Source organism: Halomonas sp. KG2 (assembly GCA_030440445.1).
In the GTDB taxonomy this organism is placed as follows: Bacteria; Pseudomonadota; Gammaproteobacteria; order Pseudomonadales; family Halomonadaceae; genus Vreelandella.
In genome coordinates, this window is record CP098528.1 from 1 (window position 1) to 14922 (window position 14922).

Annotated in this window: 11 protein-coding genes; 6 read left to right on the forward strand and 5 right to left on the reverse strand. The window is 51.2% G+C overall.

Annotated features, from left to right (window positions below; genetic code table 11):
* The 4 genes from dnaA to gyrB all read left to right on the forward strand — a co-directional run bounded on the left by dnaA (nt 1) and on the right by gyrB (nt 6295).
* Nucleotides 1-1467 (forward strand): chromosomal replication initiator protein DnaA, encoded by a 1467-nt coding sequence (dnaA, locus tag NDQ72_00005; GenBank protein WKD28372.1) that lies wholly within the window; start codon nt 1-3, stop codon nt 1465-1467.
* A 55-nt stretch (nt 1468-1522) separates the two neighbouring features.
* On the forward strand, nt 1523-2626 hold the full coding sequence (gene dnaN, locus NDQ72_00010; GenBank protein ID WKD28373.1) for a DNA polymerase III subunit beta: 1104 nt from the start codon (nt 1523-1525) through the stop codon (nt 2624-2626).
* Between the two features lie 105 nt (nt 2627-2731).
* Complete coding sequence (recF, locus tag NDQ72_00015; GenBank protein WKD28374.1) at nt 2732-3835, forward strand: DNA replication/repair protein RecF; 1104 nt, start codon at nt 2732-2734, stop codon at nt 3833-3835.
* A gap of 39 nt (nt 3836-3874) precedes the next feature.
* The gene (gyrB, locus tag NDQ72_00020; protein ID WKD28375.1) at nt 3875-6295 is read left to right on the forward strand and encodes a DNA topoisomerase (ATP-hydrolyzing) subunit B; all 2421 of its coding nucleotides are present in this window, start codon (nt 3875-3877) and stop codon (nt 6293-6295) included.
* 153 nt (nt 6296-6448) lie between these two features.
* Here gyrB and gmhB read toward each other — a convergent pair whose 3' ends face one another.
* From gmhB to glyQ, 3 genes are all read right to left on the reverse strand, one after another.
* Nucleotides 6449-7003: a D-glycero-beta-D-manno-heptose 1,7-bisphosphate 7-phosphatase gene (gmhB, locus tag NDQ72_00025; protein WKD28376.1), complete on the reverse strand. Its 555-nt coding sequence runs from the start codon at nt 7001-7003 to the stop codon at nt 6449-6451.
* Nucleotides 7004-7223: 220 nt separating this feature from the next.
* Entirely contained in the window at nt 7224-9290 is a 2067-nt protein-coding gene (gene glyS / locus NDQ72_00030) for a glycine--tRNA ligase subunit beta (protein WKD28377.1), read from the reverse strand.
* Nucleotides 9290-10249 carry a glycine--tRNA ligase subunit alpha gene (gene glyQ, locus NDQ72_00035; protein WKD28378.1) on the reverse strand — a complete coding sequence of 320 codons (960 nt, stop codon included), beginning with the start codon at nt 10247-10249 and terminating at the stop codon, nt 9290-9292. Before glyQ ends, glyS begins: the two co-directional genes overlap by 1 nt.
* Before the next feature lie 110 nt (nt 10250-10359).
* Here glyQ and rfaD point away from each other — a divergent pair, with 110 nt between their 5' ends.
* Entirely contained in the window at nt 10360-11316 is a 957-nt protein-coding gene (gene rfaD / locus NDQ72_00040; protein WKD28379.1) for an ADP-glyceromanno-heptose 6-epimerase, read from the forward strand.
* On the forward strand, nt 11309-12355 hold the full coding sequence (gene waaF, locus NDQ72_00045) for a lipopolysaccharide heptosyltransferase II (GenBank protein WKD28380.1): 1047 nt from the start codon (nt 11309-11311) through the stop codon (nt 12353-12355). Before rfaD ends, waaF begins: the two co-directional genes overlap by 8 nt.
* Here waaF and NDQ72_00050 read toward each other — a convergent pair.
* Nucleotides 12345-13997, reverse strand: a complete 1653-nt coding sequence (locus NDQ72_00050) for a sulfatase-like hydrolase/transferase (GenBank protein WKD28381.1) — start codon at nt 13995-13997, stop codon at nt 12345-12347. The two genes, waaF and NDQ72_00050, sit on opposite strands and share 11 nt — an antisense overlap.
* A gap of 133 nt (nt 13998-14130) precedes the next feature.
* A complete protein-coding gene (locus NDQ72_00055; protein ID WKD28382.1) occupies nt 14131-14883 on the reverse strand; it encodes a glycosyltransferase family 2 protein in 753 nt (250 codons plus the stop codon).
* Nucleotides 14884-14922: the final 39 nt, after the last annotated feature.

Here is a 14922-nt window from a genome sequence, read left to right on the forward strand (position 1 = left end):
GTGTCACTCGCGCTTTGGCAACAGTGCCTGGACTACCTGCAGGACGAACTGAATTCACAGCAGTTCAATACCTGGATACGTCCGCTGCAGGCAGAAGAAGGAGAGACCAATGAGCTGCGCTTGTTGGCGCCGAATCGCTTTGTGCGCGACTGGGTGAGTGATAAGTATTCAAAGCGTATCAGCGAGCTGATGCGAGAACTTGCGCCATCCAAGCCTCCCAAAGTCAGTTTGACGGTAGGTAGCCGCCGTGTGGCCGCACCTGCGCCTCAGCCAAGAGATTTGGGTAATCCGGTCTCTGCATCTCCCTCAAGGCAAGCATCGCCTGCGGTTCATACGCCGCCAAGGGGAGACCTTGCTGATGAGCGAGAAATTGATCAACTGCGGGAAGAGTCACCGAATCGGCGAGGAAATGAGCGCCAGGTACAGGTTGAAGGCAGCCTCAAACATGGTAGTGGTCTTAATCCTAATTTTACCTTCGATACCTTTGTTGAAGGTAAATCGAACCAGCTCGCTCGTGCGGCATCTCGTCAGGTATCTGAAAATCCTGGCGGCGCCTATAACCCGCTGTTTTTATACGGTGGCGTTGGTTTAGGTAAAACACACTTGATGCACGCTGTCGGTAACGCCCTGGCTGGCCGCCGTGAAAATGCCCGTGTGGTGTATCTGCACTCTGAACGCTTTGTCGCGGATATGGTGAAAGCACTGCAGTTAAATGCGATTAACGACTTCAAGCGCTTTTATCGCAGCGTTGATGCGCTACTTATTGATGATATTCAGTTTTTTGCTGGAAAAGAGCGTTCCCAGGAAGAGTTCTTCCACACCTTTAATGCATTATTAGAGGGTGGGCAGCAAATGATACTTACCTCTGACCGCTATCCAAAAGAGATTAGTGGTGTGGAGGAGCGTCTGAAATCGCGCTTTGGCTGGGGCCTGACAGTGGCTATTGAGCCGCCAGAGCTTGAAACCCGCGTAGCGATTTTAATGAAAAAGGCAGATCAGGCGAAAGTTGATCTCCCGCATGATGCTGCCTTCTTTATTGCTCAGAAGATTCGCTCAAACGTCCGCGAGCTTGAAGGTGCGCTGAAAAAGGTGATTGCAGATTCGCATTTCATGGGGAAAACCATTACCCAGGACTTTATTCGCGAATCGCTTAAAGACCTGTTAGCGCTTCAAGATAAGCAGGTAGGCGTTGATAATATTCAGCGAACGGTTGCCGAATATTACAAAATTAAAGTTGCCGATCTGCTTTCTAAACGCCGCTCTCGTTCCGTCGCACGGCCGAGGCAAGTTGCTATGGCGCTAGCTAAAGAGCTGACAAATCACAGCTTGCCGGAAATAGGCGATGCCTTTGGTGGCCGTGATCACACGACCGTGTTGCATGCTTGCCGTAAGGTAAAAGCGCTGCAAGAGGAAAATGCGGATATTCGTGAAGATTACAAAAATCTTCTTCGCCTGCTAACTAGTTAACCGTTATCGTTTGGGCCTGCACTGCGGGCCTTTCAGGATAGAAACCGGAGTACCGATGAAATTTACTATTTCCCGAGAGGCGCTGCTTCGCCCGCTGACTCTGGTGGCGGGCGTAGTCGAACGGCGCCAAACGCTACCAGTACTTTCTAATGTACTGATCCAAGTAGAAGGGGATCAGGTAGCATTAACCGGTACCGACCTAGAAGTAGAGCTAGTGGGCCGTACCGTGGCGAGCCAAGTTGATCAAGAGGGTGCTGCCACGGTTCCTGCTCGTAAGCTAATGGATATCTGTAAATCGTTGCCTGATCAATCTGAGATTCAGCTGGCGGTAGAAGAGGGGCGTGCCGTACTGCGCAGTGGTCGTTCGCGCTTTACACTTTCGACGCTGCCCGTTGCAGAGTTTCCAAATATTGAAGATGCTGATGGTAGTCAGGAGCTTAGTGTGCCCAGGGGGACATTGAAGCACCTGATTGAGTCAACGTCTTTTGCAATGGCCCAGCAGGATGTTCGCTATTATCTGAACGGCATGCTGCTCGAAATTCAAAGTAATTTGTTGCGCACCGTTGCCACTGATGGGCACCGCTTAGCTATGTGCTCACGGCCTATCGATATTGTGGTTGACCAAGCGCAAAAGCTAATCGTACCGCGGAAAGGTATCTTAGAGCTTTCTCGCTTATTGGACGATAGTGATGAACCGGTAAGCCTTACCCTGGGCTCAACCCATGTTCGCGCTCATACCGGCGACTTTACGTTTACCTCTAAGCTGATTGACGGCAAATTCCCTGACTATGAGCGTGTAGTGCCGCGCAACGGCGATAAAGTATTAATCGCTGAGCGTGCTGAATTGCGTCAGGTGCTTTCACGTACTGCCATTCTCTCGAATGAGAAATATCGTGGTGTGCGGCTGTACCTTGAGGAAAACAATCTTAAAGTAATGGCCAATAACCCTGAACAGGAAGAAGCCGAAGAGAATGTGGCCGTTGAATATAATGGCGGAGCCATGGAAGTTGGCTTTAACGTAGGTTACTTGGTAGATGTGCTTTCGGTACTGGATGAGGATCGAGTGCAGATGACGCTGGCGGATCCCAACAGCAGTGCGCTGTTAGAAGAACCTGGCGGCGGTGATGCGCTTTATGTTGTTATGCCGATGCGGCTATAGCCCGCAATAGCTGGCTAATGAGGGCGGCGCTTCTGATGGCAGAAGCGCCGTTTTCGCGTTTTAAAGGATGGCAGGTTTTATGGTCTTATTTACTGGCAGTCGTTAATGAGTGTGTCTCGGTTAAATCTTCAGGGGCTGCGTAATTTAGCGCCAGTTGAGATGTGCCCTGCATCCCGTATTAATGTGATATACGGCGTTAACGGCAGTGGTAAAACTAGCCTGCTGGAAGGTATTCATATCTTAGGAATGGGGCGCTCTTTCCGAACTCGTCAGCTTAAACATGCTATACAGTCTGAGGCGCCCTATATGACGCTCTACGGCCGTTTGGCAGGAGACCCTGAGGTTACGCTCGGTGTGAGGAGAATGCGCGCTCAGCGCGAGTTAGAGTTGCGTTTGCGTGGAGAGAAAGGCGTCCGCTTGGCCGAATTGGTTGAAGCTATGCCGTTGCAGCTAATAAATCCAGATGCCTTTCGCCTTCTCGAAGGATCGCCCGCAGGTCGCAGAGAGTTTTTGGATTGGGGAGTGTTTCACGTGAAACACTCTTTTCTCGACGCATGGAAGCGAACGCGCCGCGCGGTGAAACATCGGAATGCGCTCCTTAGGCGTGGTAGAATAGTCCCAAGCGAAATAGCAGTATGGGAGTACGAGTTAGCTACCTGGGGGGAGCAGATGGATGCACTCAGGCAAGCATGGTTCAACGAGTTCTTGCCGGTATTCGATGAAACCTTAAAGGAACTGATCTCTCTACCCGATTTAACGCTGCGTTATGTAAGAGGCTGGGATAAGCAGCGCGCCCTTGCGGACGTTTTGCAGGATAGTCGTCAAGCGGATCAGCAAATGGGCTTTACCCAGCAGGGGCCGCAGCGAGCAGACTTGCGAATCAGATTAAACAAGCAGCCTGCTGTTGAAGTCCTTTCCAGAGGCCAGCAAAAGCTGGTGGTTAGTGCATTAAAGCTTGCCCAGGGGCGGCTTCTGGAAAGTACCACACAACGACACTGCATCTACTTAATCGACGATTTACCAGCGGAGCTAGATAGCACGCACCGAAATCGGTTTTGCAATTTGCTTGAAAAGATGCAGTGTCAGGCATTTATTACAAGCGTCGAACCCTCCGCGCTTCGTGGTATATGGGAACCCTCAACAGATGTCGGGATGTTTCACGTGAAACAGTCCAGTCAAGGGTTAAGCCAATTACTACCGGACGGGTAGGCGACACGGAACGAGACAGACTTCACGACGGAGTGGTCAATGAGCGAGCAGGCTTACGATTCATCAAGCATTAAGGTGCTCAAAGGGCTAGACGCAGTACGCAAGCGCCCAGGCATGTATATCGGCGATACCGACGACGGCACCGGGTTGCACCACATGGTTTTCGAGCTGGTGGATAACTCCATCGATGAAGCTCTGGCAGGTCACTGTAGTGAAATTCGTGTGGTTATCCACCCGGATGAATCAATAACGGTGAGTGATAATGGCCGTGGTGTTCCCACCGAGATACATGAAGGCGAAGGCGTCTCAGCCGCAGAAGTTATCATGACAGTGCTGCACGCTGGCGGTAAGTTCGATGATAATTCATATAAAGTATCAGGCGGTCTACACGGTGTAGGGGTGTCGGTTGTTAACGCGCTTTCGGAAGAATTGCGGCTAACCATCTGGCGTCAAGGGGAAGTGTTTGAGCAGGTCTATCACCACGGTGTACCTCAAGCGCCTCTAGGTGTTGTCGGTAAAACGGAAAAAAGTGGCACTCGTGTACATTTTCGTCCGTCACCGAATACCTTTGCGAATATCGAGTTTCACTACGATATTCTCGCTAAGCGCCTGCGTGAACTTTCATTTTTGAACTCAGGCGTTGCTATCCGTTTAATGGATGAGCGCAGCGGCAAAGAGGAACTGTTTCATTATGAAGGTGGCTTGAAAGCATTTGTTGACCACCTGAATAAAAATAAAACAGTTCTGAACCCTGTCTTCCATTTCAATGCAGTGCGAGAAGATGGCGTTGAAGTAGAAGTGGCGATGCAGTGGAGCGAGGCCTTCACTGAAAACATTTTTTGCTACACCAATAATATTCCTCAGCGAGATGGTGGAACCCACTTAGCGGGCTTTCGTGCCGCGCTTACGCGAACGCTTAACCACTATATCGAAGCTCAGGGGCTGTTGAAAAAATCCAAGGTTAATACGTCGGGCGACGATGCTCGTGAAGGCTTGACCGCGATTATCTCGGTTAAAGTTCCCGACCCTAAATTCTCGTCTCAAACCAAAGACAAGCTGGTTTCCAGCGAAGTTAAAACGGCGGTTGAGCAAGAAATGGGGCGGCTATTTGCTGACTATTTGATTGAGAAGCCTAACGAAGCTAAATCGATCGTTAATAAGATGCTAGACGCTGCACGGGCGCGAGAAGCCGCTCGTAAAGCACGGGATATGACTCGCCGTAAGGGTGCGCTCGATATTGCTGGGTTGCCTGGAAAGCTTGCAGACTGCCAAGAAAAAGACCCAAGCCAATCTGAACTGTATCTGGTGGAGGGCGACTCGGCTGGTGGCAGCGCTAAGCAGGGGCGTGACCGCCGTACCCAGGCAATTTTGCCGCTGAAAGGTAAGATACTAAACGTCGAAAAAGCGCGCTTCGATAAGATGCTGTCTTCAGCAGAAGTCGGCACGCTGATTACAGCGTTAGGCTGTGGCATTGGTCGCGAAGAGTTTAATCCCGATAAGCTACGTTACCATTCGGTCATTATTATGACGGATGCCGACGTTGACGGTTCGCACATTCGCACGTTGCTGCTAACGTTCTTTTTCCGTCAGATGCCAGAATTGATTGAGCGTGGTCACATCTTTATTGCTCAGCCTCCTCTTTATAAAATTAAGCGGGGTAAGCAAGAACTCTACCTGAAAGATGAACAGGCAATGACTGACTACCTGACTACCACAGCACTAGATGGGGCAGGGTTATATGTCAATGCTGATGCGCCTGGCATCGCTGGTTCGCAACTAGAAGCATTAGTTACTCAGTACCGAAATGTGATGAAGCGGATTGACCGACTTGCGCGGGTATATCCTATCGCAGTACTCAAGCAGGCTGTGCATACAACGGCGCTTCAAGGCGAAGTCAGTCTTAAAGACCGTGTCACCATGGAAAATTGGATTGCTGAGCTACAGAAAGCAATGGATGACATGGTGGCCTATGAAGGCGGGCCGCGTTACCAGTTCTATCTGCAGGAAGATAGCGAGCGCGGTTTACACTTGCCAGCGGTGTCTTTGATTGCCCACGGCGTCACGACTGAGTATGTGTGGGGACTGGACTTCTTTGAGAGCACTGATTATCGGGCCATTACGGGCCTCGGTGAGACGTTAAACGGGTTGCTTGAAGAAGGTGCTTACATTGCCCGTGGCGAGCGTCAGAAGCCAGTTACGCACTTCTCCGAAGTGCTGGCTTGGTTGATGCAAGAGGGGCAGCGTGGGCTCTCTTTCCAACGCTATAAAGGTCTGGGGGAAATGAACCCCGATCAGCTGTGGGAAACCACCATGGATCCCGACAGTCGTCGTATGCTGCGAGTAACCATTGAAGATGCGGTTGCTGCCGATATGATGTTCAACACGTTAATGGGGGATGAAGTTGAGCCTCGCCGTGATTTTATCGAGACGAATGCGCTCGTTGCTAATCTCGATGTCTGATGTGTTTATCAGCGTGTGTTTCACGTGAAACAGTGCGATAGGCACTAATAAACTTAGTCAGATGAAAAATAAAACGCCGCGCCTAATTAAATAGGAGCGGCGTTTTTTTTGCGTAGCTAGAGTAGAGGGAGGGAGAGGGCGGAAGAAACTCCATTACTGCTGTTGGCATAGCCAATCTGCAAATGCCGCTAGATCGGGATAAACAAGCGTATTTTCAAGATTAGTATGATTGGCTAGCGTTTGCTCTCCTTTGCCTGTTCTGACCAGTACAGAGCGACATCCTACTGATTCACCCGCTCTGAGATCTCGCAGGCTATCGCCAACCATCCAACTGCCAGCGAGACTCTCCATTGCTAATTGCTGCTGAATTTGCAAAAGCAATCCTGGTAAGGGTTTTCGGCAAGCGCATTGATCATCGGGGCCGTGAGGGCAGTAAGCAATATGGGCAATACGTCCACCTTTCGCTTCAACCAGTGCCGTTAAGCGCTCATGCATTGAATGGAGCGTTGCCTCATCATAATAGCCCCGTGCAATACCCGACTGATTGGTCGCTATTGCCACGGTGTATCCTGCCTGGGTTAGCTGGGCAATAGCATCGATCGCTGAAGGGTAGGGCACCCATTCGTCTAGTGACTTAATATAAGCATCAGAGTCGTGATTAATGACGCCATCACGATCAAGTATCACCAGTTGGTTGGCCGAGATCATAGAGTTCCTTATTCGCACATCACTGTATTCTTTTAGAGTAATGGCTACATAGTCATTGGGCGAGTGTTTCACGTGAAACACTTAGTCGGCGTAACCCCGAGTTTAGTCTTAGGGTAAGAGAGGCAAGACAAATGTGAAGAGCGAAAAAAGCCCGGCTTACGAGAGCCGGGCTTGCTGCTGTTGCTATTTGAGCGGAGTAAACCGATAGCGTGACAGCGCCTTATTGCGGCAGTTGAGAAATATCCGCCACCTCAAGGAACAGTGCTTGCAGGCTGGCAAGCAGTGCCAAGCGGTTATGGCGGACAGCGTCGTCATCGGCCATCACCATTACCTGATCGAAAAAAGCATCGACAGGTTCACGTAGCGTTGCCAGCGCATCTAGTGCCTGCTGGTAGTCGCCGGCTGAAAATAACGGAGCCACTTGCTGCTGACTGGTCGTTACTGCATTGAACAGCGTCTTCTCAGCTTCTTCCTGAAGCAGGCTCTGATCAACCTGGGTACTACCGTTGTGTTCTTGCTTGCTCAGGATATTAGAAACTCGCTTGTTCGCGGCAGCCAAAGCAGCGGCTTCTTCCCGCTGTGCAAAGGCCTTAACGGCACGCAAGCGACGAGCAAAATCCAGCGGTTTAGTTACTGGGCGAGCGCGTACCGCCAAGTACATTTCAGCACTAATACCTTCTTCTTGGCCCCAGGCGCGGAAGCGATCCAGCATGTAGGTCAAGACGTCTTCCACCAAGCCTTCCGCCTTAGGCAGGCCTTGGTGCTGTTCTGCGGCTACGCTGAGTAGCTCGCGAAGATCTAAATTAAGCTGACCTTTGACCAGGATGTTAAGCACACCAATAGAGGCGCGGCGTAGGGCAAACGGATCCTTTGCGCCGGTTGGGCGTTGTCCAATACCAAAGATACCAACCAGGGTATCTAGCCGATCAGCCAATGCTAGCGCTTGGCCTGCAAGGCTTTGTGGAATGTCGTCACTAGCAAAGCGGGGCAGGTACTGCTCTTCTAATGCCTGAGCAACCTCAGCTGGTTCACCATCCTGTTCGGCATAATAGCGGCCCATAATGCCCTGAAGCTCTGGAAATTCGAGCACCATCTCGGTGACCAAATCGCACTTGGCCAGTGCCACTGCACGCTGCGCATGGTTCACATCTGCATTAATGTGCTCGGCAATATACGTTGCTATGGCTGTGCTGCGACGTGCTTTGTCAGCCAAGGTGCCTAACTGTTGTTGGAATACCACGCTTTCCAACTGAGGAATACGTGAGGCAAGAGTACGCTTCCGGTCAGTTTCGTAGAAGAAGGCTGCATCGGCCAAGCGTGGGCGAATGACCTTTTCATTGCCGGAAATCACCTGTTGCGGATCAGCGCTGTCGATATTCGAAATTGTAATGAACAGTGGTTTCAGCTTGCCTTGGTCATCCAGCAGGTGGAAGTACTTTTGGTTAGCCTTCATGGACGAGATTAAGCACTCGGCGGGCACTTCCAGAAAGCGTTCATCGAAGCTGCCGGTTAATGCGACTGGCCATTCGACCAGGCCGCTGACTTCTACCAACAACTCTTCATCGATAACGGCATTGGCTTCTTGAACCTCTGCTTCAGCTAATACCTGTTCACGAATGCGTTCGCGGCGCCGCTGGCGATCGGCTAGGACGTAGGCATTTTCCAGTGCGGCTAGGTAGTCATCGGCATGTTCAAGCTGAATGGCATCTGGCGCATGGAAGCGGTGGCCAAAGGTGGTACGGCTAGCCTGAAGGCCAAGCGCTTCTGCGGCAATGACGTCGCTGCCATACAGAGCAACTAGCCAGTGAACTGGGCGGGAGAACTCAACGCGTGACGAACCCCAGCGCATATTCTTAGGTACCGGTAGCGATTGTAGCGTTTTGCGAACCATCTCTGGCAGCAGCGCCTGTACCGTCTCGCCTTGCTGCTGTTCGCGGAAACCAAGCCAAGTGCCTTTATCGGTTTCTAGATGAATCAGCTCATCAACGCTGACGCCGCAAGAACGCGCGAAGCCTTCGGCTGCTTTGGTGGGCACGCCGTCCTTGAAAGCAGCGGCTAGGGCAGGACCACGACGCTCAACCTCACGGTCAGGCTGCTTGTCTGCAAGCCCGCTAACCTGTACTGCTAAGCGGCGCGGAGTCGCGTAAGCGGCGATGCTTTTGAAGGAAATCTCGGCTTCTTGCAGGCCTTTTTCGATGCCGGCAGCAAATGCATCGGAAAGTGTATCCAGCGCAGCGGGAGGAAGCTCTTCGGCACCTAGTTCTAATAGAAGCGTATCAACAGCCATTATGCGTCTCCCTGGTCGGCTAGTAGTTCGCGGCGTAGGGCTTCGGGCGCCATTGGGAATCCTTCTGCTTTACGAGACTCAAAATAGGCAGTGGCGACATCCCGCGCCATGGTGCGAACGCGCAGAATAAAGCGCTGGCGTTCGGTCACGGAAATCGCATGACGAGCATCTAACAGGTTGAACGTATGGGATGCTTTCAAAACCTGCTCGTAGGCAGGCAGCGGCAGATTGGCTACCAGGAGCTTACTGCACTCTTTTTCCTGGTGGTCAAAGGAGGCAAATAGCTGATCAACGTCAGCATGCTCAAAGTTATACGCCGACTGCTCGCGTTCATTTTGAAGATAAACATCGCCGTAGCTGACCTTGCTGCCGTCGGGGGCGATGGCCCATACCAAGTCATATACGCTATCGACGTTTTGCAGGTACATGGCGATACGCTCAAGCCCGTAGGTGAGCTCACCAGTAACGGGGTAGCATTCAATGCCGCCTGCCTGCTGGAAATAAGTAAACTGAGTGACCTCCATGCCGTTGAGCCACACTTCCCAACCAAGGCCCCAGGCACCCAGGGTAGGAGATTCCCAGTTATCTTCCACGAAGCGCACGTCATGGACGAGAGGATCGAGCCCCAGGCGCTTTAAAGAGCCTAAATAGAGATCCTGCAGATTGCTGGGCGATGGCTTCATTACCACCTGAAACTGGTAATAGTGCTGTAGGCGGTTGGGGTTTTCACCGTAGCGGCCGTCTGTTGGACGGCGGGAAGGCTGCACATAGGCCGCGTTCCAGGTTTCTGGACCAATTGCCCGTAGGAAGGTAGCAGGGTGGAAGGTGCCCGCGCCGACTTCCATATCGAGAGGTTGGAGAATGACACAGCCCTGTTCTGCCCAGTATTGTTGCAGAGCAAGGATCAAGCCTTGAAAGGTCGACACATCGGGTGTCGATTGGTTTGTCGAGACACTCATCGCGGAAAGCACCGTTGGCCATGAATTCATAGGCCGTCAAGTATACAATCACAGAGAGATGGGTTATAGGCACGTTAGCCAACAGAGCTGTTTTTGGTGAGGAGAACGAGATGATCGTTGTAACAGGCGGGGCTGGTTTTATCGGTGCCAATATTGTCAAAGCGCTGAACGCTCGTGGCCGCGATGATGTGATGGTGGTTGATGACCTACGTGACGGCACTAAGTTCGTCAATTTAGCTGACTGCACGCTGGCAGATTATCTGGATAAAGATGATTTTCTAGCGCGGATTAAAGCTGCATTGCGAGGTGAGTCAGTCGATTTGCCGACCATTGATGCTATTTTCCATGAGGGTGCGTGCTCCGATACGACGGAGTGGGATGGGCACTACATGATGGAGAATAACTTCGAGTACTCAAAAGTGCTGCTTAACTACTGTGAAGCGTTAGGCATTCCATTTCTATACGCATCATCGGCGGCTACTTACGGCGGTAGCGAGGTGTTTAAAGAGGCGCCTGAGCACGAAAAACCGCTCAACGTCTATGGCTACTCTAAGCTGTTGTTTGATCAGCACGTGCGCTCTCGCTGGGATGAGTTGACGACGCAAGTAGTTGGCTTTCGCTATTTCAATGTTTATGGCCCCCGTGAACAGCATAAGGGCAAGATGGCGAGTGTCGCCTACCATAACCATTTACAAATTCGCAATGGGGAAACGTTAAAGCTGTTTGGCGCTTACGGCGGTTATGAGGCAGGAATGCAGAGTCGTGACTTTGTTTTCGTTGGCGATGTGGTCGACGTCAACCTGTGGTTTTTAGATAACCCTCATGCGTCCGGTATTTTTAATTTGGGCACCGGGCGAGCAGAGCCGTTCAAAGCTATTGGCGAGGCTGTAATCGGCTTTTATGGTCAGGGTGAAATTGACTACATACCCTTCCCTGAAGAACTAAAAGGCCGCTATCAAAGTTACACGCGTGCAGATATCAGCAATCTGCGTGCCTCAGGTTGCGATGTTGAGTTCAAAACCGTTGCCCAAGGTGTGAAAGCCTACTTGGAGTGGCTAAATGGCTAATTCTGCCAAGCGCATATTGGTGGTCGGCCCTTCGTGGGTCGGCGATATGGTGATGGCGCAAAGCCTGTTTATGACCTTGAAAGACCGTAACCCAGGGGCAACCCTTGGGGTGGTCGCTCCGGCATGGTCACAGCCTATTTTGGAGCGTATGCCTGAGGTAGACGAGGTGCTTCCATTGGCAGTAGGACATGGTGAATTTGGCCTAGCCAGCCGCCGTGAGCTGGCTGCCCGTTTACGAGGACGCTTTGATCGTGCCATTGTTCTGCCACGCTCTTGGAAAGCGGCGCTGGTGCCCTTTATGGCACGTATTCCCGAGCGCATCGGTTTTTTGGGTGAACACCGTTACGGCTTATTGAAAGAGCGCCGCAAGTTGGATAAGCAGGTGTTGGATCAAACGGTTAAGCGGTTTGTTTCTCTGGGCCTGCCGCTGGAAGAAGCCATACAAGGCGAATTTGAGATTCCGACACCGCGTTTAACGATTGATCGAAATAACTTGGTCAATTTACGTCTTACTCACGCGCTATCGTCGCGTCCAGCTATTGGTATGATGCCAGGAGCGGAGTACGGGCCCGCTAAACAGTGGCCGTTAGGCTATTTCCATGCGTTAGCAGTGCGACTGGTTAAGGATGGATTTGAGGTGCGTGTGTTTGGCGGGCTGAAAGATCATGCCGCTGGAGATAGCATTGTGAAAGGGTTGCCCCACGCGCATAACTTATGCGGCAAAACCCAATTGGCGGATGCGGTAGATCTATTGGCAGACTGCCGTCAGGTGGTCACCAACGATTCAGGCTTAATGCACGTTGCCGCCGCGGTAGGCGTGCGCATTCACGCTCTGTACGGCTCTTCATCTCCTGCTTATACACCCCCCCTAACCGATAATGCTGTCATTCACTATCTGGCGCTTTCCTGCTCACCTTGCTTTAAGCGTACTTGCCCGCTGGGGCATACTAACTGTCTGAATGATTTAGGCGTGGAGCAAGTGTACCGAGCGATGCGTGTCGATAGTCAGCGTGCTAACGGCGCTCACGTTAGCGCATAATCTCGACTTCATCAGCCTGATCAGCAGGCGTTTCTATGACTTGTTGGTCGGCGCTTGCTTGGGGTTCGCGCCGTTGAGGGGTCAGTCCTTCCCAAAGACGGTGCTGTAAGGCGGTCTCTTCCCGGAGCCGCTCGTTAAGCACCTCAAGCCCATGCGTTTCAACCAGCGTTGGTTGACTGCTAAGTAGAGATGCCCCGAGCCCTGCACGGTTATCGCTAAGCGGTAGGCCCATAGCGTCCAAAATAGTCGGGAATACGTCTAACATTGTCGCCCCCCGATGCACTGTCAGCGGTGAGATACCTTCGCCCAGCATGATCAGCGTATTGTCTCGATCTAATGTTGTCAGTTGATCCCAAACCGATACCCGCATCGTGAGGTGGTCGCTGAGCACGACAACCAATGTATTTTCAAGCAGGCCTTCTTGTTCAAGACGCTCAATAAGGTCACGCGCCTGGCTTGCTGAACACTTCACCGAATATAAGATATCTTGACCATCGAATTCACCCTGACGGTCTAGGCATGTCTGTGAGGGAAAACCGTTAGGGGCGTGACCAGCAATGCTTAGATTAACCACTGCCCATGGGCCGTCATCTTGTTCACTCAAACGACGAATCTCATCCACCGTAAAATCGTAAAGTGTGTCATCGTATAGACCCCAGCTATTTAAGTACTCTGGATCCTTGAGTTCCGCTGAAAGCTCTTCCTTGCCCTTTACCGTATTAAACTGATGGCCACGATAGAAGAGTCCTTTCCCGGCAAACTGAGCACTCGCTCCACCCAAATAGCTAAGCCGATAGCCTTGAGCTGCTAACACATCACCCAGACAATCGACGCCGGGAACTACTTTGGAAAGCGGCTCGAACTGACTGTCGTGCAAAAGTCCCGCAGGCATCAGCGGCACGCCACACTGGCTAGCAATCATGCCTGCCATGGTCCAGCCAGTGTTTTCCATTTGCTGGATACCTTCAAAGACCAGTCCGCGTTCGCCTAACGCGGTTAAGTCAGCATAAGCATCACCAAATAGCTCATTGCTATACGTACGCTCAATGCTTTCCAGGTACATGACCAGAAGGTTAGGCGTATTAGCTTGATCGTCCGTGAGCGGCGGCACGTAACGGCGATCTAGCCAGGCACCATCATCCGTTACAATGGCCGCGCTGCGTTGCCCTAAACCGTAAAGCATTGGATTTGCGGCTAATAAGAGAAGGGCAACGAAGCGTTCAGTGAGCCGCCATCGCTGATCATTCCGCGTGATCCAGGTAACAGATGCCAGCACTGCGATGACGCTCATTGTGTAAATAACGGCAGTGATCATTTTTCCAGCACCGCCATGTTCGGCCATGCCCGCTTGAAGGTGGAAAAACACCGCACCTAAATCAACATTGCCAAAGCTATCAGCTAAGTAGATATAAACGCCTAGTAAGCTGAGCGGTGCCAGCGACCAAGGCCACACCGGGCGGTAGCGGGCGTTTAGCGGAGCTCCCCAGCGTAACTTGATGCCGAAGCCTACCCACACGGCGGCTGTAAAAAATAGTGTCCACCAAGGTAGCCGAGTAAGCACGGTGAGGGCATAGCCAAGACAGATGCCGATCACGAGCAGTGGCAACCATGGAGTAAGTTTGAGTGACCTTAGTGCTGGCATGCGTCTCCCGAAACGAGTGTTGATAGAGTAAAGACATACGGACGCATAGTGATCACAAAATCAGGTGAGAGACTGCCCGGTAGTAGAGGTATCTTTTGATATCAACACGTCGTGATAGAAAATTTACAACGTATTATAGGCGGTTATTAACATTATTTTTGGCATATTTCCAAAAAACGCCATTTGCATTAGCCACAGATATAGTAAGCCCACGCCAGCCATCCAGTATGCCGAGGCGGAAAAAATAAGTGCGTATAAATGCGTAAAGTGCCTTGAGAAATATCAGCGCAAAAGGATAATGCTTGAGTTTTTTTGATGATGCGCGAAGGTCTGAATAGCGATTTATCTTATCAAGGAACTGAGCGAGGTCGTTAACGGCAAGATGTTCAATTTTTCCATTAAGCTGAGAAACTTCTGTATTCTTTGCTAAGCTTACTGACTCATGAACAGCGGCATCATTAAAGTTACCTGTGTTACGGTTAAACAGTCGAATTAACCAGTCATTTCCCCAGCCAGAGTGGTGAACGGGTTTACCCAGCATCCAGTTTTCGCGCAATATTTTGCCAGCCTGCTGAGGTGTTGCAGTGGCTACCCAGTCATTAATCGCAGCGTTAAGCTCTTTTGTTGGCGCTTCGTCAGCATCTATTGAGAAGATCCAGTCATATTTTGCTAACGATACGGCAGCACGCTTGGTAGGGCCAAAGCCTAAAAATTCACCATGGTGTAATGTTGTATTGGAGTAGGCTTGTACAATGCTACATGTGTCGTCTGTGGAGCCGTTGTCATATACCACGACATCGTCATAGCACGTCAAGGCGTCTAGTGTTCGGCTAAGTGTCGCGGCCGCATTGCGAGTAATGATAACGACGCTCACATCCATAGACATTTATTCACACCCTGCTCTGGTGGTTGGTAGATACAGTAC